The following is a 23,563-nucleotide window of genomic DNA, read 5'->3' on the forward strand; positions in this document are numbered from 1 at the left end:
TTTGTTTTTATAATAATGATGAAAGCATAAATGTACCAAAAAGCCATAAAATAATAGATAAAATACCTCCGATTATAAAGAAATGTTTGAATTTATAAATACCCATGCCGTAAATTAAAGTATTGGTTTGGTATCCCATAGGAGTAAAAAAACTGAAGTTGGCTCCAAATAAAACTGAGAGTATAAACGGCTTTAACGACAAATCTAGTCCAACGCCTACAGCTATTGCTATAGGTGTCATAATTATTGCAGTTGCATTATTGCTAATTGCGCTACTCATTAACATGGTGATTAGGAAAATAAGGCCTATAACCACTAAGTTAGATTGCCCGCTTAAAATTAAAAGCAGTTGATCTGAAAGCCACTTGTCTGCACCCGTGTTATTCATTGCAATACCCAGAGGTATCATTCCTGCAAGTAAAAATATAACCTGCCAATTAACACGGTGATACACGTCGTTTAAATTTAAACAACGAGTTAAAAGCATTAAGCAAACGCCAGTTATGGCACTAATTAAAATAGGTAAGACTCCACTAGCCGCTAAACCAATAACAACTAGCAAAATAATGAATGAAATATTTCTTTTTCGAATATCTACCTTAGGTTTAGCTTTATGTTCTTTAAGAATAGCAACATTCTCCAAATCGTAAAGTTGGTTCATTTCATTTTTCGGAATTTCAACTAAAAGTCTGTCACCAGGTTTTAAAGTAATTTGCTCAATATTCTTCCTGATTAATCTTTCTTTTGTATTTCTGATATTCCTACGTTTTTTAATAGCAATAGGTAGTGCGCTATTAAAGGTTTGTTTTCTTAACTGTTTTAATGTTTTACCTATTAGTATAGACCCAGGCAGAATTAAAAGTTCGACAAAAGTCCATTCCTTCGAAATTTTACTTGCTTCTTTATCTTTTGCTTTGTCGGTTTGTCCGTTATCTTCTTTATCCATTTCATCTTTATGAATACTTAAACCTTCAGCTTTTTTAAGTTCAGTAAGATTTTCTAAATCACACATTAAAACTAATCTATCGTTTTCCTTTAAAGATATGTACCTCCCGGGTGCATTAATAGTTTGTTTTCCTCTTCTTAGTTTTAATATTGAAATTTCTGGATTAGAATATAAAAAAGTGTCTTCTATATTCTTATCTATTAATTTAGATTCCTCTGTTATAGATACAGTTGTTACATAATCGTCCAATTCATATGCCTCGTGCAAACTTTCTTTAGAGTCGGAGGGAAGCCAACGTGAACCTATTGTTATTACGATAATTCCAACAATCAAAAAAATAAATCCGAAAAATGAAAATTCAAAAAAATTAAAGCGCTCGGCTCCTAAATCCTTTGCAATAGCGTTTACTATAAGGTTTGTTGAAGTTCCCATAAGTGTACAGCTACCACCTAAAATACCTGCAAATGATATAGGAAGAAGTAACTTGGCCTTTGGAAGATTAAAGCGCTTAGCTAATTCAGAGATAATTTTAATGAATACAATTACTACTGCTGTTGTATTTATAAATGCAGATATCCCACCCGTAATAAGCATAAATACGGGAAGCAGTAGAAAAAGTGGGAGTATATGTAAATTTTTAAGAAAACGCGCTAGAGTTGCGATTACGCCGTTGTCTTCAAGGGCTAATGCGATAATCATTAAGGAGAGCACTGTAATAGTTGCGGGGTTAGAAAAGCCCGAAATTGCCTCTTCTGGTTGCACTAATCCGGTAAGTGCTAATGTGGCTATTACCAACATCGCAATTTTATCTACTGAAAAAACTTCAAAGGCAAAAAGGATAATGGTAATTAACAGAATAGAAAAAACGAGTATTATTTCTGTTGTCATAAGACTTTTGTTATCGTTATAAAGATAACCTCAGAAACAATACTCGTTCTTTAGAAAATGTTAAAAATATTAATGAACCAATATTTTTAAAGATTTTTTTAGCCTAAATATTTTTTCAAGATGTGGCTTTTAGAAGTCTGACGCAAACGACGAATCGCTTTTTCACGAATTTGACGTACACGCTCACGACTTAAATCGAAAGTATCACCAATTTCTTGAAGTGTCATTGGTGGTTGCCCACAAAGACCAAAATTTAATTTTACAACATCTGCTTCACGTGGCGCTAAAGTGTCTAATGCGCGATTAATTTCAATACGAAGTGATTCGTGCATTAAATCTTTATCAGGATTCGGACTTTCTCCAGAACTCAATACATCATAAAGGTTATTGTCGTTTTCTCCTTCCTGAAATGGAGCATCCATCGATAAGCTTCGCGTTGAGTTTTTTAAAGAACTCTTTACTTTAGATTCACTAAAATCTAATTCTTTTGCAATTTCCGCCGCAGTAGGTACTCTTTCAAACTTTTGCTCTAGGTGAATAGAGGCTTTTTTAATTTTATTAATATCACCAATCTTGTTAAGTGGAAGTCTTACAACTCGCGACTGCTCTGCAATTGCTTGTAGAATTGCTTGTCTAATCCACCAAACGGCATACGAGATGAATTTGAAACCTCTCGTTTCATCAAATCTTTTAGCAGCTTTCACTAAACCAACGTTACCTTCGTTAATAAGATCTGGAAGACTTAAACCTTGGTTCTGATACTGTTTTGCCACAGAAATAACAAATCGTAAATTTGCACGACTCAATTTATTTAGTGCGGCTTGATCACCTTCACGAATTCGTTGTGCCAACTCAACCTCCTCTTCGGCGGTTATTAAATCTATCTTACTAACATCCTGTAAATAACTGTTTAAAGATTTGGTTTCTCTGTTGGTAACCTGCTTCGTGATCTTAAGTTGTCTCATATATTCTCCTGTTTTTAATAATAACACGGCATAGTAAGACATTTTCGGGGATTTTCCAAATAGTTAACATAAATTGTTAAAATTTGATGATGTAATTTTTAATGTTTATCTTAAAAAAAAATATATATATGAAAGATATTTTAATCCCTGCAACAGCCTTTTTATTTAGCTCGATTAGTTGGGCACAAAAGCCCACAGAGGTGCCAAAGCCAAGTGATTACCCAATAGACTTATCAAATACAGCCGACTTAATTATTTATATAATTATTCCAATTGTATTTGTGGTGTTAATTCTTTGGTGGAGAAAAAGGCAAAAACAGAATAAATAAAAATTAAAAATTTATTTCTCGTTTATCAATTAGCACACTAAATTTGGTGTAATTGTTGCTGTAGGCTAAGAAATTTAATACGCTATGTTAAAGAGATACTTATTCATTTGTTTAATTCTGTTTCAAGGAGTTTTGTTTGCTCAAATTGAATTCCCGAATAATAACAATGTTCGTTTTGAATCGTCGCAATCAACAATAGATAATCCTACAGGTTTTGAAATACCAGCTGTAAAAACACCTTCACTTACTAAAAATAATAAATCTAATACTTTTAGTAATTCAGATTTAGGAAAAGAAAAGGAAAAGCAAATTGATATGCAAAATGGGGATGGGCTAATAGATTACACAGGTACTAATAAAGCCCCGAAGTATTTTACCAAAGATAAGGAAGCTAAACCAGAGTATGGAAAAGATCAGTATTTAGGTGATTTTAAAACAACAGCAAAAAAGGCTACAATTATGTATCGCGATCACGAGTTTGTGGACGGAGATATAATTAGAGTATGGGTTAACGGACAAATTGAAATTGCTCACGTAAGATTAGAAGGAAGCTTTAAAGGTTTTGATCTTCCACTTGAGGACGGATTTAATAAAATTGATTTCGAAGCTTTAAATCAGGGTTCTTCAGGTCCTAATACGGCACAAGTTAATGTTTATGATGAAATTGGAAACCTTTTAGCTTCTTACGAATGGAATTTGCTAACAGGTAATAAAGCCACTACAATTATTGTAAAGCAATAGTATTTATTGAATAATTATAAGACATCCATTTTTAATAGAAATATTATTGATTAAAGCGAAATTATTCACTATTGTATTTTAACCTTACATGAAACTATATTCATTATGAAAAAAGTAATAATTACAGTTGATTATAATCCTAACTCTGAAAAGGTTGTAAATAAAGGTTACGAGTTAGCAAAAATGATGAATGCTGAGGTATGTTTGCTTCATGTTCTCTCTGAAATGCGTTATTATGGAATGGAATATCAACCATTTATGGGATATGAAGGATATGCTTTTCCTGTAGATTACAACATACAAGAAGAATTTGTAAAAGTTGCTGAAGATTATCTACACCAGACAAAAAGGCATATAGGAGGCGAGAATATTTCAACAAAATTGGTAGAAGGAGATACTGCAAATGAGATTTTAAAGTATTCGAATGAATGGGGTGCAGATTTAATTGTTATGGGAACTCACAGTCACGGTACTTTGGAAAGAATTTTCCTTGGGACAGTTGCATCCAGTGTACTTGAAAAAACTAAAGTTCCAGTTTATCTTGTACCTACCGGAGAAAAGTAGGTGGAAAGTAAATTAATATAAAAGAGATGCATGTTTATTTAAGACATGTTGGATATCTTGTTTCTTATACCATCTTGTTTTTGTAGCGTATAAATAAAGTTATCTTTGAAAAAATTCAATTTAAATTTATGGCATTAACAAATAACGATATAATGAAAAAATTGCGCGTAGCGCATAAACTTAGAGATGAAGATATCGTGAAAATCTGTGCATTAGTAGATTTCAGAGTAAGTAAAAGTGAACTTGGTGCAATATTTAGAAATGAAAACCATGAAAAGTATATGGAGTGTGGCGATCAATTTCTTCGAAATTTTTTAAACGGTTTAGTTATTCATTTACGCGGACCAATGCCTGATAAGAAAAAACCACAAGTAAAACATAGCGATCAAACTAAGTCAAACTCTTAGTATTATATTTTATAGTTAAGAGTTTTGGTGTTAAAACCTTGTGTTTCTTTAACATACAATTAACCGTGAATGATTTCATAAATCATTGTGTCTGAGTATTAATAAAATTATATTTGCAACGTCTCCAACCTAAATTGGTTGATGACTATTCTCAATATAAAAACGATTGAATTTTTACAATATATAATGAACACAGTAAAAAAATCTGAAACTAACAAACTAAAAAGGGTACATCTGTATTACAAATACACAGGTTTCTATTCCTTTGTAGGGCAAAGTCTTAAAAAAGCTTTTATTCCTATAGTTTTAATTATCGCTGCATTGTTTGCCATAGATAGGTATTTAGTAGATTTCAGTGACCTTTTTACTTATGTTACCGAAACCTATGCACCGATAAATATTTTGTTGGTCTTTTTGGCTTCAGAATCTTTACTAGGACTTGTACCACCAGAAATTTTTATTGCTTGGAGTGATAAAATGCCTCAACCAATACTTTACTTAACTCTATTAGCTGCATTATCGTACATAGGAGGTATTATATCATATTTCATTGGTAGATGGATTTTCACTCTTCCTAGAGTTTATGAATATATGGAAGGTAAAATGAAAAAGCATCTAAAGCAGATTCGCACATGGGGAGGCTTCCTTATAGTGGTTGGTGCTTTGTTGCCTATTCCTTATTCTATGACTAGTATGGCTGCAGGAATGATTCATTATAGCTTTAGAAACTATCTGCTTTTTGGATTACTTCGTTTTGTAAGATTTTATCTTTACGCTTTAGCTATTTTCAATCTACTTTAGTAAAAACCGCGCTTTTAGCATTCCTACAATTTCTGAGGTTCGAATTTTTTTCAATGTAACTTCCAGAAAAGTCATTTTTATTGGTTGTTCTGAATTCTATTCTGATAGATTTTCCTTTTAGTTTTAATTAAGCTAAATCTTAAGTCGTCATAAAATAAACTAAGTACTAGAATAGCAGCTCCAATAAATAGATTGTTGGTCTTAAATCCTAAGGTTGAATAGCAAAATCCGCCTAGTAAACCTCCCATAAAGAAAAAGGAAATAATAAACATTCTAAGTTTTATATTCGATTTTACTCTTTGAATATCAGGGTGCATTCTTGGAAAAAACAGATGAGCCAATTCAATACCTAAATCGGTAAAAAGTCCTGTAAGGTGTGTTGTACGAACAATTTCGTTTGAAATTTTAGTCACAAAAGCATTTTGCATACCCATCGAAAACAGTAATAAACAAGCTATAGTATTTGGATATTGTATTTCGGTGGATTGAGCCAGGATGGCTGCTGTAATAAGAATTATGGCTTCTGCTAGCGTAGGTAATACAAATACATTTATTCTTTTAGTTTCTCTAAACTTTAATATAAGAATACTAGAACAAAATGATCCTAAAAGAAATGAAAGGATAAACAGCAAATAAATAGTTCCCTTCCAAAATTTTAAATTTTCAACTTCATATATAAATTGAGCGAAGTGTCCAGTTACATTAGTAGTAAGTTCATGAATGGCAAGAAATCCAGTAACGTTAACAATTCCGGCAACAAATGATAAAACAGTTGCAATTTGTAAATTGTGTTTTAAAGTTCTGCTTTTGCCTTGATGCCTAAACATTATATCCTATTTTAAACATTAAAGTAAGCATTAAAGGAATTAAGTGAACAGTTATGAATAATACAAATTTAATGTTTTTGTTAACATTAAAACTTCGAAACCTTATTCAATTCATGACCATTTCATTTTCTGTAATCGTATGGCATTTAAAATGGCTAGAAAAGCTACACCTACATCAGCAAAAACAGCTTCCCACATTGTAGCTATTCCTCCTGCACCCAGAATTAAAACAATTAATTTTACGCCAAAAGCCAATGCTATATTCTGCCAAACAATATGTCGGGTTGAACGTCCTATTTTAATCGCTTGTGCAATTTTTGAAGGTTGGTCTGTTTGAATAATTACATCGGCAGTTTCAATAGCAACATCACTTCCTAAGCCTCCCATCGCAATTCCAACGTTACTTGTTGCAATAACAGGTGCGTCATTTATTCCATCACCAACAAAGGCGACCTTTGTACCTGGGATCCTTTTTAACCTTTCAACCTCTTCCAATTTATTCTCTGGCAACAATCCGCCTTTAGCTTGATTTAGATTTAATTCTAAACCAACCCTTTCAGTAATTGAAGCTTTATCACCCGAAAGCATAATGATATTCTTTATCCCAACTTTTCTTAGGTTTTTAATGGCTTCTTGAGCGTCATCTTTTAATTGATCAGCAACGATTACGTATCCCGCAAATACATTATCTATGGCAATCATAACAATAGATTCTACAATAGATTCAGTTTCTATAGGAACTTCAATATTATTCGAAATCATTAAAGATTTATTTCCAGCCAGTATAGTTTTACCGTTAACATTCCCCTTTAACCCCTTTCCTGCTATTTCAGTGACATTATTTGCTTGATAAATGTTGTCATTAGGTTCGTACTCCAAAATAGCTCTTGCTATGGGATGGGTTGACTGAGCTTCAATTGCAAGAAGATATTGCATCAATTCTTCTTCAGAAAACGCAATTGCCTTAATTGCACTAATTTTAAAAACCCCTTTAGTCAGGGTGCCGGTTTTATCCATAGCTACAGTGTTTATCTTAGTGATAGCATCAAGAAATGAAGCTCCTTTAAATAGTATACCATTTCGTGAAGCAGCACCGAGCCCACCAAAATATCCTAAAGGAATGGATATAACTAAAGCACATGGACAAGAAATTACTAAAAATATTAATGCTCTATATAACCAATCTTGAAACACATAATTAGCTACAAAAAAGTAGGGTAGAAGCGTAACGCCTATAGCTAAAAAAACAACTATCGGAGTATAGATTCTGGCGAATTTTCTAATAAAAAGTTCAGTTTTAGATTTACGAGAAGTAGCATTTTGAACTAAATCCAAAATTCTAGATATTGAACTGTCGTTGAATAGTTTTGTGGATTCAATTTCGATAACGCCTTCAAGGTTAATACTTCCTGCATAAACTTTATCTCCTTCTCTAATCGTATCGGGTTTGCTTTCTCCAGTGAGTGCTGCCGTATTTAAGGAAGCTTTTTGAGAAACTAATTTACCGTCTACGGGAATTTTTTCTCCCACGCGTATTTGAACTTTCTCACCAATTTCAACGTCTTCAGGATTTACTGTTACATATTTATCATTTCGATATACTAAAGCTTCATTTGGACGCACATCTAAAAGAGCTTTAATATTTCCTCTTGCTTTTTCAACTGCCGAATGTTGGAATAACTCTCCAACTGTATAAAAAAGCATTACAGCAACACCTTCTTCATAATGACCAATGGCAAATGCTCCGATGGTAGCAATGGTCATTAAAAAGAATTCTGTAAAAAAGTCTCCTTTAATAATGTTGTCCCAACCCTGTTTCATTACTGGGAAACCTACTGGGATATATGCTATTCCGTACCAAACTAATCGAACCCAATTTTTAAAGAAAGCGGTGCCATAGTAATCCATTATAATACCCGAAATAAGCATTATAAAGCTTATTACGGCAGGTAAATATATTTTAAAGTTACTTTGGTGATTATCGGTATTGACACTAGGGTTGTCACTACAGCATCCTTCTTCACTGTTTAATTCCTTTTTCTTCATTCCTAACTTATTTTCAATTTTGAAATAAAAATTCATTTCGGCTAATTCTTTAGCCTAAGAAATTCTATTACAAATAGCTTGTTGTTCAAAGTGGCAATTTAGGAATATAGATAGTGCAACAGAAGTGCATTATTCAGGACATTTTTCGCATCTACCTTTTATTACGAGGTTGGCATCCTCAGCAGTATAGCCATCAGGAAGATTAATATGCGGAATTTTTCTATCGGTTAAGCAAACGGTTTCATCGCAAATATTGCAATAGAAGTGGAGGTGAAGATCAGTTTCTATTTGGCAATTACAACCTTGTTCGCATAAGGCATACTTTGTTGTGCCAGTGCCATCGTCAATTTGATGAACAACACCTTTTTCTTCAAAAGTTTTTATTGTTCTGTACAAGGTTGTTCTATCAGACTTATCAAAATAATTCTCTAAGTCTGTCAAACTTTTTGCAGCCTCGTTTTCTAAAAGAAAATTATAGACCAAAATACGCATGGCAGTTGGTCTAACGTTACTTTTTTGAAGTAATAATTCAATTTTTGTCGTTTTCATTTTAAAAAGTCTTAGAATTTCCTTGCTGCTAGAAACTTATAAAAATAAGGTATTTGTTTGGTCTTTTAAGTTAATTTGAGCTAGAAGTTATAACGTATTATTTGGTATTTTTGAGGTAGATGAAATAACTTTTTGTATAAAACAAACTTTTGGATGAACGAATTTAATTTTAAATCTTATTTAGTTAGCGCTGCAGCTATTCCTGAAGAACAAGCAACAGAATTATATGATAAGCTTCAGAAGAAGAAGTATGATAAAGGTTCTATTCTTTTAAATAAAGGCGCTATCTGCAGCAATTCGTTTTTTGTGGAAAAAGGTTTGCTTCGTTCATATAGATTAGGAGACGATGGTAAGGAACATATTATTCAATTTGCACCAGAAAACTGGTTTATTGTTGATAGAAGTAGTGTATACTTTAATGATCCTTCTGATAGTTTTATAGAAGCTGTTGAAGATACCGAAGTTGTGTTACTGCAAGAAAACTTTTTCACTAATGCCAATAATATTAGTCCGATGTTTGGACAGTTTAATGATAAATTGTTGCACAATCATATCCGTCAAATGCAGAAACGGATTAACCTTTTACTAGGAGCAACTGCTGAAAGAAGATATTTGAGTTTTATTGAAATGTATCCAGATTTATTACTTCGTGTTCCACAATGGATGATTGCTTCATATTTGGGTATTACACCAGAAAGTTTGAGTAGAGTTCGTAAAGATTTAGCAAAGAAAAATTTTAAACCCAGTAAATAGCAGCATTCAAAATCTTTTGGGCAACATTCCATTTACTTCAAGAGTTTTTACAACTTCAAAACATTAAAAAGTTGGTTCAGTTCACTATACTAAATGTAATATAAACTTATTGTTACATACCTAAATACGATTATTGGTATATAATTTTTATATTTTTGATACCTACCAAATACAGCATTGGAAAAGAAAAAAGAAAAGAATAAAAAAAATAAGAAATTCAGAGTTTTAAGAATTATAGGAAGAGTTTTCTTAGTTCTTATTTTTCTGTTTATTCTTCTTGTACTATTTATCAGAAGTCCATGGGGTCAAGATATCATAGTACAGCGTGCTGTTAAATATGTATCCGATAAAACCCATACCAAAGTTGAGATTGAAAAGCTCTTTATTACTTTCGATGGTAATATTATGCTTAAAGACGTTTATTTAGAGGATAAAAAAGGAGATACCTTAATCTATTCAAAATCTTTAGAAGCAGACGTACCGCTTCTTCCTATAATTCGCGGTAACGGTATAGGGGTAGAATATCTTGAATGGGAAGGGCTTCGCGCTAATATTATCCGTAAAGATTCAATTGCAGGTTATAATTTTCAGTTCCTCGTAGATGCTTTTGCTTCATCTGATACTACGGCGGTTAAAAATGATACTACTTCAGAACCCTTAAATTTAGTTTTAGGGAACATTAGCTTTAAAGACTTTAATGTTGTGTTTAATGATAGTGTGTTGGGAATAAATAGCCTATTCAAAATAGGAAAATTGAACCTTCAAATGCAGAAAACCGATTTAGAAAATATGGATTTTCGTGCTTCTAAAGCTTCAATTTCTAATGCTCATATTAAATATATCCAATCACCCGTTCCGCCAACGCCTCCATCAGATTCTCCTTTACCTTATTTAGCATTGGAGGAGCTTTCACTGAAAAACGTATTTGTAGATTATCAATCTTATGCCGATAGGATTGCTGCTAACCTAGAGTTATCTAATCTGTTTTTAGAATTAGAAAAAGCAGATTTAAGTAATAATGAGATTGTTATTGGAGAATTCATTTTAGATAATTCAATTATTGCTATTAACACCGAAACAGAAGTTAACGAGATTACTCAAAAGGCTGAAGAAATAAAGGAAGAGGTAAAATCTGATATTCAACAATTTGAGTGGCCCGACTTTATATTTGCAGCAAACAGCATTAATTTTAAAGGTAATAATTTCAGTTATTTTGTCGGTAATCATAAAGTTACAAAGGATATCTTTAATTCCAATGCAATAGTATTAAAGGACTTAAATTTAAAGGCTTCTGATATTCATTTAAAAGATAAAAAGGCAGGTCTACAACTCAAAACTTTGACATTTAAAGAAGAGTCAGGTTTAAATCTAAATGAATTAGCTTTAAATCTAAATATTACTGATACTGAATTAAACCTTGATAATTTAGAATTAGCATTAAACAACAACAGGCTAAAGGGGGATATACACCTAGATTATATTTCTTTAGCTGAATTAATCGAGGTTCCAGACAGAACTAAAATTGCATTAAACCTCCCATCCTTTCAAGTAGATTTAAGAGAAGTATTTAAATTTCAACCAGAACTTCGAAAAAATGAATATGTACAGACTTTAAGTAAAAAGTATATTTCAGGAGATGTACAAGCTTCAGGCTATTTGTCTGCAATAAATATCCCAAAAATGACTGTTAATTGGGGAAGTTCTACCCAAATCTCTGCTAATGGATTAATTGAGAATGTTACAAACCCAGATAATTTGAAATTTAATATTCCTCAGTTTGCTTCAAATACTAAGCGTGCAGATTTAATTCAATTTGTAAGTGAAAAGGATTTAGGAGTAAGTTTACCGGAAAACATTTCACTTAATGGTAGTGCTAAAGGCAATTTAAAAGATATTTATGCCAAAGCAAACCTGACTACCACACAAGGAGTTGCAACTGTAGATGGCCACTTTAAAAACGATTCTAAAATTTCTTTTGATGCCGATATTGATATAAAAGAGTATAAATTAAACGAGCTTTTACAAAATGATCAATTAGGATCCCTTAGTTTAAATATAAAAACTAGTGGTTCGGGGACAGATTTAAACACTCTTGACGCAAAATTGGAAGCTGTAATTTCTAGTTTTCAGTTTAATAATTACGCTGTAAAAGATTTAGCTATGAATGGTAATATTAAAGACGGAAAAGGGAATGTGGTTTCAGCTTATAAAGATGAAAATATCAATTTAGATTTTAATGCTAACGTAATTTTAGATTCTATAGCAACAAATGCTAATGCACACCTAAAAATTATTGGTGCAAACTTGAAGTCGCTAGGTTTAATGGATCGAGATGTTAGGACAGCTTTTACCTTAGACGCCGATTTTGATATCACTAAAGACGGTCTCGATGTTATTTCAACCATAGGAGATGGAGTAGCAGTATATGATAATAAAACGTACATATTGGGCGATGTATTGGCAACTGCTCACACTAGAAGCGATACCACTTCTGTGTGGATTAATAATAAAATTGTTCAACTTAGTTTAGAGAGTAATACAAATCCAGAGTTATTTAGCAAGGCTATTCAGCGACATGTTTCCAGTTATTTTTCTAGAGACATTATCTTGTCTGATACCATAAGCAACCCCATAAAGCTTAATGCGAAAGGGCGAATAGTAGAGGCCCCTGTATTAAATGAAGTGTTTTTAGTGAATGTTAAAAAACTAGATACAATTAAACTATCGGTTGACTTTGACGAAGCAGCACGAAAATTAAAAGCAGATATTCAAGCACCACATATTGTTTATGGAAGCAACGAGCTGGATAGTCTGTCATTTACAATGGATACAGATACAGATAAATTTGTTTTTGACCTGGGCTTTAAAAATATAAAGGGTGGCCCTTTAGATATTCCTAAAACAAAAATTACAGGAAACCAGCAAGATAATGAGATGAATCTAAGCTTTAAGTCGGTATATAAAGACAGTACGCTTATTAATATTCAATCTCAAATTACAGGTACTTCAGAGCAGCTTAGATTTCATATAGTTCCTGAAGATTTAATACTCGATAGAAGTAAGTGGCTTACTCCTAAAGACAATGAGATTCTTATTAGAAAAGATAATTTAGAATTCAACAATTTCAAATTTTCTAAGGGCGATGAGATGGTCGAACTATCAAATAAACTGCCAAATGTGCCTGAATATCACGCAGCAATTACATTTAATAACTTCAAACTAAGTGAGATTCTAAATTACTTAAATCCATCGGATGAAATTGCTAAAGGAAATTTAAACGGTAGTCTAATAACTATTAACCCTTTTGGAGATATGGGGCTTTTGGCAGACCTTACCGTGGATAATTTAAATTTCTTAGATGTTGATTTAGGAACGATGACCGTTGACGCCAAGTCGAAAGGTGAAAATAGTTACGATTTTAATCTAGCTTTAAAAGAAGGCGACGTCGATTTAGATTTAACGGGAGATTATATAGCAAATCAAAAAGATGCACAGATAGATTTAGATTTAGATATAAATGAGTTTAAAATGAAAGCGCTCGAAGGGTTTTCTTTAGGTGAAATTAAAAATGGTGAAGGAGGTTTTTCAGGAAAGTTTAAGGTAACCGGTAGTATGGCGGAGCCCAATTATCAAGGGAAATTAATTTTTAATAATGCTGAATTTACAATTGCAAAGTTAAATGCTCCATTTACACTAAAAAATGAAACTTTGTCTATTAATAACGATGGGTTCTTTATGGATGGTTTTACTGTCCGTGATGAAAATCAGAACCAATTGGTTTTATCTGGAGAGGTTGGTACGAAAAACTTTATCAATCCAACGTTTAATTTGCAGATTAATGCTAAAAATTTCCAAGTATTAAACGCCACCAAAGATGATAATGATTTTCTATATGGAAAAGCATCATTTAACGCAGATGCAACCCTAACGGGAGATATGCTAGTTCCAAAACTAGACGCCAGTATAACTGTAAATGATGCAACTGATATTACTTATATATTGCCATCCTCATCAGTGTTTATTGAAGAAAGAGATGGAGTTGTAGTATTTGTAAATCGCGAAAATCGAGATGCTATATTAACGCAAACTGCAGAAAAAACAGCAACATTAACAGGGCTTGATGTTAGGGCATTTTTAACAATTGGGAAAGAAGCTAAAGTCAAAATCATAATAGATCAGGAAACTGGGGATAACTTTGAAGTTTACGGTGCTGGGGAATTCGATTTTACAATGAATCCTACAGGAAGAATGAATTTAAGTGGCATTTATAATGTGGCAGGTGGTCATTATGAAATGAACTTATACAATTTAGTAAACAGAAGATTTGAACTTGCTCCTGAAAGTAGAGTAAGTTGGTCTGGAGATCCTTTCGATGCCAAACTAGACATCAAGGCTGTATACAATTTGAAAGCCTCTGCGTCGGCATTAATGGCGCCTATAAGTTCTGGAGCTGATCCTTCGGTGAAAAATAGGTATAAACAAGTATTACCATTTAGCGTATATTTAAATATTGACGGAGAATTAACTAAACCAATAATCGCGTTCGACCTTGATATGCCAGAGGATGAGCAGGGGGCAATAGGAGGACAAGTGTATGGAAGATTACAACAAGTAAATAGTCAAGAAGACGAATTAAATCGGCAAGTTTTTTCATTGCTAGTTCTCAATAGATTTTATCCAGAACCAGGAAGTGATGGTAGTGCTGGAGGTTTTGTCACTGTGGCAAGAGATAATTTAAACGACGCTATTTCAGATCAATTAAATAACTTTTCAAATAATTTATTAGGCGGATCTGGAATTCAATTGGATTTTGGATTAAACAGTTATACCGATTACCAAGGTGAAACCGCACAAGAGCGTACACAATTAGATATTGCTGCGCAGAAAAAACTCTTTAACGATAGATTAATAGTACGTGTAGGTAGTGAAGTTGACATACAAGGAAGCGGTTCAAATGAAGAAGAAGCCCCAATTATTGGCGATGTAAGTTTAGAATATTTAATCACCGAAAACGGCAGGTATAGATTAAAAGGATTTAGAAAAAATCAATTTGAAAATGTAGTTGATGGACAAACTATTGTAAGTGGAATTGCTTTAATTTTCACACAAGAGTTTAATAAGTTTGATGAATTGTGGCAAGCTATTTTAAATGGTGAAACCAAAAAGGAAAAGGCTGAAAAAGAAGCATTGGAAAAGGAAAAGGAAAGAATAGAAAAAGAAGAGGTAGAAATTAAAAAGAATATTGAAAATGAAGGGGAAGATGATAAAAACACTAATGATTCAAAAACTAAGGAATAAGTAAAACTGTAATACTTAAACTTAAGCCTCCTAATAGGTTGCTAAGCAAAGTTGGACTATGTATATCAAATTTAAAATAGTATTCATTTTAACATCGGCATTGCTCGTGCTTCAATCGTGTGCAGTAGAAAAGTACATACCTGAAGATGAAATGCTTTATACCGGTGCAACTGTGGAAATTAAATCGGATTCTATTATAAAAAATGAATCTCAACTAAAATCTGTTTTAGAAGAAGCTTTATTGCCAAAGCCTTATAAAAAGTTTTTGGGAATGCGTGTTGGGCTTCATTATTACTACAAAATGCAGAAAGAGAATCCGGGATTTATAAACCGATTTTTTTATAAACGATTTGGAGAACAAAAACCTGTTTATAAAAGTGATGTAAAACCTTATGAAGTTGAGGAAATTCTACTCAATCGTATGGAAAACAGAGGTTTTTTCTATAGTGAGATTACTTCGGAGTTTAAAGATAATGAGGAAAACAAAGAAGCTTCAGTAAAATACACAGTTAAAGCTCCAAAGGCATACACTATTGCTAGTTACCAATTAGATAGTATGCCGCATCCTATTTATCCTGAAGTTAAAAAAAGTGTAGCCAAAACAAAGCTTTCCAAAGGAATGCGTTTCGACTTAGCTATTATGAAGATGGAACGTGAACGTATAGATAGAGAATTAAAACAAAATGGATATTATAACTTTAATTCAAGTTTTCTAATATTTGAAGCCGACACTAATCAGTATGACAAAAAACGATTTGATTTATTTCTCGGAATAAAAAAAGATGTTCTTAAAAAGTCTATTATTCCCTATAAAATTTCCAAAATTAATGTTTACGCTAACTATCACGTAGAAGACTCTATTGATAATGAGGTGGAGCGTTTCAATGAAAAAAATTATATAAACAGTTCAAGTTTCTTTAAATCAAAATACCTCGATCCTTTTATTACTTTGGAAGAAGGGCAATATTACAGTCCAGAAAACTCAAGAAATTCAGCAAGAAGACTTTCAACAATTGGAGCGTATAAGTTTGTAAATATTCAATATAAAGAACGAGATACTGTACATAATGACAGCTTGGGAATTTTGGAAGCCAATATATTTTTATCACCCTTAAACAAAAGAGCGCTACGTGTTGAATTGCAAGCAGTATCAAAATCCAATAATTTTTCTGGACCTGGAATAGCATTAACTTACAGTAACAGAAACCTTTTTAGTGGTGGGGAAACATTAAACACTACTGCTAGTTTTGGGTATGAAATGCAAGTAGGAGGAGGGAGCAGTAGTGGTAAAACAAGTGTAGATTTAGGTTTAAAGTCTGAATTGATTTTCCCAAGAGTGATTTTTCCAATTAAAATAGATAGCGACTTTTTTAAATACGATATACCTAAAACAAAGACAAGCATTAGTCTTGATTATTTAAGAAGAACACAACTTTATACTCTATTATCGGGTAGCGCACAATTTGGATACCTTTGGCAAGCAAATAGGTATGTAACTCACGAAATAATACCTATTTCATTAAACTACACAAAACCTTCAAATACTACTGAGGAGTTTCAAAACATTTTAGACGCAAACCCTTATCTAAAACGCAGTTTTGAAAAGCAATTTATTGCAGGCTTGAACTATTCATTTACTTACAACGGAATGGTAAATGCAACTAAAAAGCATCAATTTTTTATTAATTCTACCTTAGATGTTGCGGGTAATACCATGAGTTTGTTTGCCAAAGAAATGGATAATGGTAAAAAAGGAATTTTAAATTTAGAATATGCTCAGTATGCAAAAGTTGATGCAGATTTTAGATATCATTTAAACTTCGGAAAAGAACAACTTATAGCTGCTAGATTATTCGGTGGATACGGGTATGCTTATGGCAATTCCGATATAATGCCTTATGTAAAGCAATACTACTCTGGTGGACCTTATAGTGTTCGAGCGTTTAGAATTAGATCTTTAGGACCAGGAACATATTCTGATGAGGGTAATTCTCAAACTAATTATTTCGATCAAACAGGAAACATTCGCATTGAAGCAAATATTGAGTATCGTTTTCCTATTATATCTTTCTTAAAAGGTGCTGTATTTGCAGATGCAGGAAATATATGGAACTCAGATCCTAATCCAGTTTACGAAGGAAAAGATAAATTTACCTCAAGTTTTATCAAAGAATTTGGAATGGGAGCAGGAGTAGGGCTTAGAGTTGATGTGCAAGGTTTTGTACTACGCTTTGATTTTGCCGCTCCTTTTCATGATCCATCAAAAAATAATGGATTCGATTTTAACGTAAAGGAAACTGTATTTAATTTCGGAATTGGATATCCTTTCTAGATTATAGCTTTTTTAAGTGAAAACAAAAGCTTTTAGCATAAAGAATTAGGATTATTAATTAAATAGTCAGTCATTAATTATTTTAACACATTAATTATCCGTACCTTTGAAGCATTAGGGGGCAACTATAATTTAAAACCCCAGTAGGTATACCAATAACAATAATTTTTAATATATAATTCATTAAAAAGTCATCTGCCTACAGCGGATGGCTTTTTTTATTCTAAAAACACAAATGGCAAAATCGCAACAGACGTACAGTAAAAAAGAAAAAGAAAAAGCAAAACAGAAAAAGAAGGAGGAGAAACAAAAGAAAAAATTAGCTCGTAAAGCTGAAAAAACTCCAGGAATAGACTTTGTTTATGTAGACCATAACGGTAACTTAACTGATACGCCACCAGATCCTAGTATGAAGCCAGAAATTGAAGCAGAAGATATAATCCTTGGAATTCCACCAAAAGAAGAAGGGGATAGAGAAGCTTTTGACCCTTTAAGAAAGGGAAAGGTTTCTTTCTATGACTCATCGAAAGGATTCGGATTTATTATCGATAACGAAAACAACGAAAAGTACTTTACTCACGTAAGTGGAATTATTGACGAAATAACCGAAAATGATAACGTATCATTCGAACTTGAAAAAGGTCAAAGAGGAATGAATGCTGTAAAGGTTACTAAAATCTAAAGTATTAAACTTCTTTCCAACAAAAAATCCCGCTAAAAGCGGGATTTTTCAATTATAGTCTAGTTAATTATTAACTAGTTAAGTCTTCAGCTTTATTTTTTAGCTGGTTGGTTTCACGTTGTGCAGCATTTTTAAGTTGATCGTACTTTTCAGAAATTGTATCTTCAACTTCGCCAGCTTTTTCTTTAATTCTTCTACCTGTATCAGTAGCTTTGTCTTTAAGTCTTTGCTTTTCTTCTGGAGTCATTTTGTTATACTTCCATAAAGCAAATGCACCGGCAGCTGCACCTAAAACTGCTAATAATCCTTTTCCTTTATTGTTCATATCTTTTTATTTTTTTGTTTATGTGAAGATACGAGATTGGCGCACTATAACAATGTGATATTGTTGACTTTAATATAAATTTAATACTTAGCTTAAAATACTTTTAAAGTATTCCCAAATTTTTAAATTAAAAAGGTTTTTGAAGATTTACACTATGGTTTTTTGGGATTAAATACAGTTGAATTCTTTAAAAGAGAAACGTAAAAATTTAAGATAAGCATAATTACATTTTACATTGTTTCTCTAGCTATATTTGTTAAAAATTAAAAATATGTCTCGAAAGGAGTCTGAGAATGATATCTCAGTTGAAGAAAATAGTTTTTCTAGTGAATTTTCTGATAAAGAAAATAAAGCAATTAATCCTGATGAAATTGCCAAGTGTATTGCTATACTCGAATATTTGAATAACCATACCGATGAGATTTTTGAAATTCCAAAGGAACAGCGAACTGCTTTAATAAAGGCTTCAGGTCAATTATCAAGACCTAATCGAGATGAATTCTCACGTAGAAAGAAAGATGCCAAGAAAGCTCAAAAGCGTAAACTTGCAAATAAAGATAGAACTGCACGTAAAGAAACAGGAATACGAAGTGCTAGAGAGAATGTAGTATTTGTAGCGCCTAAACTTATACAAACCTCTGATTTGTCTTCAAAAGAAACCTTAGATCTTGAAACGCCTCGTAATTGTTACGTATGTAAAACTCTTTTTACAAAAATGCACCACTTTTATGATACCATGTGTACCGAGTGTGGGGACTTTAATTATGCCAAAAGGTTTCAAACAGCCGATTTAACAGGGCAAATAGCAGTTTTAACAGGCTCAAGACTTAAAATCGGGTATCATATTGCATTGATGTTACTTAGGGCAGGAGCCACTGTTGTTGCAACTACTAGATTCCCCGCAGACTCTGCTTATCGTTTTGGACAAGAAGAAGATTTTCACCAATGGTCTGACCGTTTAAAAATTCACGGGTTAGATCTTCGCCATATTCCTAGTGTTGAAATTTTCTGTAATTATATCGAGCAGAAATATGATAAACTCGATATATTAATAAATAATGCAGCGCAAACTGTACGTAGGCCAGCTGGATTTTATAAGCACTTGATGCCTAAGGAAGAAATGCCATTTGAAGCCCACCCTCAATTTGTAAAAGATTTACTTCAAGACCACTACCATTGTTTAACTGAGTTAAAATCACTTACTGACGATATTGGCAAAGACCAGAATAAAAATTTACCTGTTACTTGGCACGGTTCAGAACCAGGAATTGGAATTAGAGCCTCGGCTAAACTTTCACAAATACCATATAGTTTTGATAATTCATTAAGCGCAAATGAAGTTTTCCCTGAAGGAAAACTAGATGCAGATTTGCAACAAGTAGATTTAAGGAAGACTAATAGCTGGCGATTAAGGTTAGGTGAAATTGAAACTACTGAAATGATTGAAGTGCAATTAGTAAACTCCATTGCTCCTTTTGTTCTTTGTAATCGTTTGGGTGAAATTATGAAGAAAGAAAATACTGGTAAAAAACACATTATCAACGTTTCAGCTATGGAAGGAAAGTTTCATCGCTTTTTTAAGGAAGACCGACACCCACATACAAATATGGCAAAAGCCGCGCTAAATATGTTAACCCATACTGCAGCCGGAAGTCTTGCTAAGGAAGGAATTTATATAAACGCAGTTGATACGGGTTGGGTAACAGATGAAGACCCTGTAGAGCTTGCAAAGCGAAAAATTGAACTACACGACTTTCAACCTCCATTAGACATTGTAGATGGTGCAGCAAGAGTTATGGATCCATTGTTTGACGGAATTAATACTGGAAAGCATTGGAGTGGGAAGTTTTTAAAGGATTATAGACCAATAGACTGGTAGATGATTAGCTCTATTTAAAAACGACATGTCCTGAGAGTTTATCGAGAACATATTTAAAACGAGAGGTTATCAATACACTTAAAATTTAAAGATATATAGCATGAGTAACGAACAACCAAATAACCCGTTACACGGAGTGAAGCTAGCCGATATTTTAGAATACCTAGTAGAATATTATGGATGGGATACCTTAGGTGAAAAAATTAAAATTAACTCCTTTAATAGTAACCCTTCCATTAAATCTAGCTTAAAATTTCTACGTAGAACTCCGTGGGCTAGAGAAAAAGTAGAGAACCTATACTTAAAAACAAAAAAGACCTCATAAATTATTTCTGTAATTTATATATCTTCTTAATTCGTCTTTTAGATTGAACTAAGACTTCGAAAGTAATGTCGATATAAAGATTTTTACTAGATAAATCAAAAATCATAGTTGGTATAATTTTTAAGAGGAAAGAAACCTATAACTTTACTCAATGAAGAATCTAATATTTATTTTTAGTATTATTTTTTCGCTATCTCTTTCAGGACAAAATATTTCTAGTGATGATGTGGTAGGAGTTTACAAGGAATGGAGTAGTGACCCTATAGGCGGGGCAACGTTTATTTTTCTTCCAGACCACACTTATATTATTGCATATTTCGGTGGTTTTCAAAAGGGAGTTTGGGAACGAAATGGAGAGAAGGTAACGCTTATTAAAAGTACAGAACCCCAATTTGTTCTGTATGGCAGAAAATTGAAAAGTTTAAAAAATCAGACTCAAATAAATTTTTCAGTTGAAGCAAGTAATGCCGTGGTAGTAGGATTAGATTCAAATGAACCTATTAAACTGAAACCCGTCTTTAACGATGCAGCAAATTGTTTTAATTATCCTTATATTTTTAAACAAGAAAAGAAATTACACCATCTTCGTGCTGCCCAAGTTTTAATGAAAAACACTAATTCTTCTTCTGAAAACGATTTTTTTGGATATGTTTTTCGCTTTACAATCCCCACGGATTACAATGACCTTATTTTAATTAATCTACCATCAGATTATACAGATAAAGGTACTTTTAACGCTATATTTAACGATGATACGTTATTTATAGGTTCTGATTCCAAAGGCATGAAGAAGAGGCCTTTAAATACACTAAGCGAAGAGGATTTGGCTATGACAACCAATTTCGTCAAAAAAAGCTTACTTCCGAATAAACTTACAATGGATAATGAGTTTTTTCCTTATTTTGAAAATCCTAGTTCAGAATTTTTAGCACCTTTTTATAAAATTAAAGTTTTGAACGTCTCGAAGGAAGAGTTTACTATTGAAAGCCAACCGTTTTTTCACGCTAGCTGTGATGACGATTGAAAATCACATTTTTAATTTTATTTAATGTTTAAAAGACAGGAATTAAACTAGTTTCATAGCTTGCATTTCTGACAATTAACTTCGCATTAATAAAATTTAAAAATGACATTCCTTATCTTTAACAAAAAAGCAAAATTATGGCCAAAAAAGTAGCAGATTTATTAGTTGAGAACTTAGTTAATGCAGGTGTTAAACGCTTATACGCAGTTACTGGTGATAGTTTAAACCCTATTAATGATGCGATAAGAAGAGATGGAAGAATAGAGTGGATACATGTTCGTCATGAAGAAGCAGGTGCTTACGCTGCGTCTATGGATGCCGAGCTTGATGGTATAGGGTGTTGCATGGGTAGTAGCGGACCTGGACATGTGCATTTGGTAAATGGATTGTACGATGCCAACCGCTCTGGAAATCCCGTTATCGCCATTGCCACAACTATTAATACCGACAGAACAGGTTTGGAAAATTTTCAAGAAACCAATGTCGTAAAGCTTTTTGACGACTGTAGTAAGTACTGTGTAATGGCAAACACACCGCAACAAGCGGCAAATGCATTTCAAGCGGCAATTCAACATGCTGTTCAACATAAGGGAGTAGCTGTTGTTGGTCTTCCAGGAGATGTTTCTGAGGCAGAGGTAGATCATATAACTGTCGCTAATAAAAACTTTTATACCAATCCTATTGTTATCCCAGGAATCGAAGAGATGGAAAAATTGGCGAAAGTTATTAATTCACATAAAAATGTCATGCTGTTCTGTGGATATGGTTGTAAAGAAGCTCAAAATGAAGCTATACAACTGGCTGAAAAACTTAATGCACCCATGGGATATAGCTTTAGAGGAAAAATTTTTTTTGATAAAACCTCCAATCCTTATGCAGTAGGGTTAAACGGTTTATTGGGAAGCAAATCTGGATTTAAGGCTATGCACGAAGCCGATTTACTAATTTTGTTAGGAACAGATTTCCCGTACACCGATTTTTTGCCTGAAGAAAATACTATCATACAAATAGATGATAAACCCGAACGAATTGGTAGACGCGCTAAAGTTGATTATGGATTCGCTGGTAAAATAAAAGATACCTTAGAAGTTTTGCTTCCTATGCTAGATAAAAAAGCCGATGATGGGTTTTTAAAAGAAATGCGAAAATTACATGATGAGCAGGAAGAAAAATATGCTTCGTATGTAGAGGCGAAGTCTAAAGAAAAGAATATTCATCCAGAATTTGTTGCAGCCGTAATTGATGAAATAGCAGCAGATGATGCTATTTTTACGGTAGATACAGGTATGTCTGCAGTTTGGGCTGCGAGATATATTAAAGGACAGCGCAATCGATACCTAACTGGTTCGTTCAATCATGGTTCTATGGCAAATGCCATGCCCATGGCGATTGGTGCTGGCCTTTCTAGACCCGATCGTCAAGTTATAGCATTATGTGGGGACGGAGGCATAAGTATGCTGTTGGGAGACCTAATGACTATTAGCCATTATGAGATTCCTGCAAAAATTATAATTTTTAACAACCGCACTCTAGGAATGGTAAGATTAGAAATGCAGGTTGCTGGCTATCCACAATGGCAAACAGATATGAAAAATCCTGATTTTGCTAAAGTAGCTGAGGCTATGGATATAAAGGCATGGAATGTTGAAGAATGTGAGAATGTTAAGGGAGCATTGTTAGAAGCATTCGCACACAATGGTCCAGCTCTCGTTAATATATTTACAGATCCAGACGCGTTGGCAATGCCTCCAAAAGTAGAATTCAGTCAGATGAAAGGTTTTGCTACAACCATGGGGAAATTAATGCTAAACGGACAAGCTGCTGATGCCATTGATACAGCAAAATCTAATATGAAATATTTAAAAGAGTTATTTTAAATATT

General features: G+C 33.0%; 19 protein-coding genes. 13 read left to right on the forward strand and 6 right to left on the reverse strand.

The window, feature by feature from the left end; all coding sequences use genetic code 11:
* Positions 1 to 7: 7 nt before the first annotated feature.
* Positions 8 to 1,834: a sodium:proton antiporter gene (locus RT250_RS06970; protein ID WP_313113393.1), complete on the reverse strand. Its 1,827-nt coding sequence runs from the start codon at positions 1,832 to 1,834 to the stop codon at positions 8 to 10.
* Between the two features lie 98 nt (positions 1,835 to 1,932).
* Entirely contained in the window at positions 1,933 to 2,799 is an 867-nt protein-coding gene (locus RT250_RS06975) for a sigma-70 family RNA polymerase sigma factor (RefSeq protein ID WP_139854606.1), read from the reverse strand.
* A 128-nt stretch (positions 2,800 to 2,927) separates the two neighbouring features.
* Between RT250_RS06975 and RT250_RS06980 the strand changes: the two genes are divergently transcribed.
* The 5 genes from RT250_RS06980 to RT250_RS07000 all read left to right on the forward strand — a co-directional run bounded on the left by RT250_RS06980 (position 2,928) and on the right by RT250_RS07000 (position 5,641).
* Complete coding sequence (locus RT250_RS06980) at positions 2,928 to 3,128, forward strand: adenylosuccinate synthetase (protein ID WP_313113400.1); 201 nt, start codon at positions 2,928 to 2,930, stop codon at positions 3,126 to 3,128.
* An 84-nt stretch (positions 3,129 to 3,212) separates the two neighbouring features.
* Positions 3,213 to 3,869, forward strand: coding sequence for a hypothetical protein (locus RT250_RS06985; protein WP_313113402.1), 657 nt, complete (start codon positions 3,213 to 3,215; stop codon positions 3,867 to 3,869).
* 105 nt (positions 3,870 to 3,974) lie between these two features.
* Positions 3,975 to 4,433 (forward strand): universal stress protein, encoded by a 459-nt coding sequence (locus RT250_RS06990; protein WP_313113404.1) that lies wholly within the window; start codon positions 3,975 to 3,977, stop codon positions 4,431 to 4,433.
* Positions 4,434 to 4,561: 128 nt separating this feature from the next.
* The gene (locus RT250_RS06995) at positions 4,562 to 4,840 is read left to right on the forward strand and encodes a DUF1456 family protein (protein ID WP_313113406.1); all 279 of its coding nucleotides are present in this window, start codon (positions 4,562 to 4,564) and stop codon (positions 4,838 to 4,840) included.
* A 186-nt stretch (positions 4,841 to 5,026) separates the two neighbouring features.
* On the forward strand, positions 5,027 to 5,641 hold the full coding sequence (locus RT250_RS07000; RefSeq protein ID WP_313113407.1) for a YqaA family protein: 615 nt from the start codon (positions 5,027 to 5,029) through the stop codon (positions 5,639 to 5,641).
* Positions 5,642 to 5,718: 77 nt separating this feature from the next.
* Here RT250_RS07000 and RT250_RS07005 read toward each other — a convergent pair whose 3' ends face one another.
* From RT250_RS07005 to RT250_RS07015, 3 genes are all read right to left on the reverse strand, one after another.
* Positions 5,719 to 6,468 (reverse strand): YoaK family protein, encoded by a 750-nt coding sequence (locus RT250_RS07005; protein ID WP_313113409.1) that lies wholly within the window; start codon positions 6,466 to 6,468, stop codon positions 5,719 to 5,721.
* A gap of 111 nt (positions 6,469 to 6,579) precedes the next feature.
* Complete coding sequence (locus RT250_RS07010; RefSeq protein ID WP_313113410.1) at positions 6,580 to 8,514, reverse strand: heavy metal translocating P-type ATPase; 1,935 nt, start codon at positions 8,512 to 8,514, stop codon at positions 6,580 to 6,582.
* A 129-nt stretch (positions 8,515 to 8,643) separates the two neighbouring features.
* Entirely contained in the window at positions 8,644 to 9,063 is a 420-nt protein-coding gene (locus tag RT250_RS07015; RefSeq protein ID WP_313113412.1) for a Fur family transcriptional regulator, read from the reverse strand.
* 153 nt (positions 9,064 to 9,216) lie between these two features.
* Here RT250_RS07015 and RT250_RS07020 point away from each other — a divergent pair, with 153 nt between their 5' ends.
* The 4 genes from RT250_RS07020 (at position 9,217) to RT250_RS07035 (ending at position 18,128) form a co-directional block, all read left to right on the forward strand.
* On the forward strand, positions 9,217 to 9,816 hold the full coding sequence (locus RT250_RS07020; protein WP_313113413.1) for a Crp/Fnr family transcriptional regulator: 600 nt from the start codon (positions 9,217 to 9,219) through the stop codon (positions 9,814 to 9,816).
* Positions 9,817 to 9,993: 177 nt separating this feature from the next.
* Entirely contained in the window at positions 9,994 to 15,114 is a 5,121-nt protein-coding gene (locus RT250_RS07025) for a translocation/assembly module TamB domain-containing protein (protein ID WP_313113415.1), read from the forward strand.
* Positions 15,115 to 15,172: 58 nt separating this feature from the next.
* Complete coding sequence (gene tamL / locus RT250_RS07030; protein WP_313113418.1) at positions 15,173 to 17,446, forward strand: translocation and assembly module lipoprotein TamL; 2,274 nt, start codon at positions 15,173 to 15,175, stop codon at positions 17,444 to 17,446.
* Between the two features lie 235 nt (positions 17,447 to 17,681).
* On the forward strand, positions 17,682 to 18,128 hold the full coding sequence (locus RT250_RS07035) for a cold-shock protein (RefSeq protein ID WP_313113421.1): 447 nt from the start codon (positions 17,682 to 17,684) through the stop codon (positions 18,126 to 18,128).
* A gap of 70 nt (positions 18,129 to 18,198) precedes the next feature.
* On the opposite strand, the gene RT250_RS07040 is transcribed toward RT250_RS07035, so the two are convergent.
* The gene (locus tag RT250_RS07040) at positions 18,199 to 18,453 is read right to left on the reverse strand and encodes a YtxH domain-containing protein (protein ID WP_139854629.1); all 255 of its coding nucleotides are present in this window, start codon (positions 18,451 to 18,453) and stop codon (positions 18,199 to 18,201) included.
* A 271-nt stretch (positions 18,454 to 18,724) separates the two neighbouring features.
* Between RT250_RS07040 and RT250_RS07045 the strand changes: the two genes are divergently transcribed.
* The 4 genes from RT250_RS07045 to RT250_RS07060 all read left to right on the forward strand — a co-directional run bounded on the left by RT250_RS07045 (position 18,725) and on the right by RT250_RS07060 (position 23,558).
* A complete protein-coding gene (locus RT250_RS07045; protein ID WP_313113423.1) occupies positions 18,725 to 20,332 on the forward strand; it encodes an SDR family NAD(P)-dependent oxidoreductase in 1,608 nt (535 codons plus the stop codon).
* A 100-nt stretch (positions 20,333 to 20,432) separates the two neighbouring features.
* Positions 20,433 to 20,657: a VF530 family protein gene (locus RT250_RS07050; RefSeq protein ID WP_313113425.1), complete on the forward strand. Its 225-nt coding sequence runs from the start codon at positions 20,433 to 20,435 to the stop codon at positions 20,655 to 20,657.
* Between the two features lie 151 nt (positions 20,658 to 20,808).
* Positions 20,809 to 21,681 carry a hypothetical protein gene (locus RT250_RS07055; protein WP_313113428.1) on the forward strand — a complete coding sequence of 291 codons (873 nt, stop codon included), beginning with the start codon at positions 20,809 to 20,811 and terminating at the stop codon, positions 21,679 to 21,681.
* A 137-nt stretch (positions 21,682 to 21,818) separates the two neighbouring features.
* Positions 21,819 to 23,558 (forward strand): thiamine pyrophosphate-dependent enzyme, encoded by a 1,740-nt coding sequence (locus tag RT250_RS07060; protein ID WP_313113429.1) that lies wholly within the window; start codon positions 21,819 to 21,821, stop codon positions 23,556 to 23,558.
* Positions 23,559 to 23,563: the final 5 nt, after the last annotated feature.

It is taken from the genome of Aequorivita sediminis, assembly GCF_032080575.2.
Lineage (GTDB): Bacteria > Bacteroidota > Bacteroidia > Flavobacteriales > Flavobacteriaceae > Aequorivita > Aequorivita sediminis.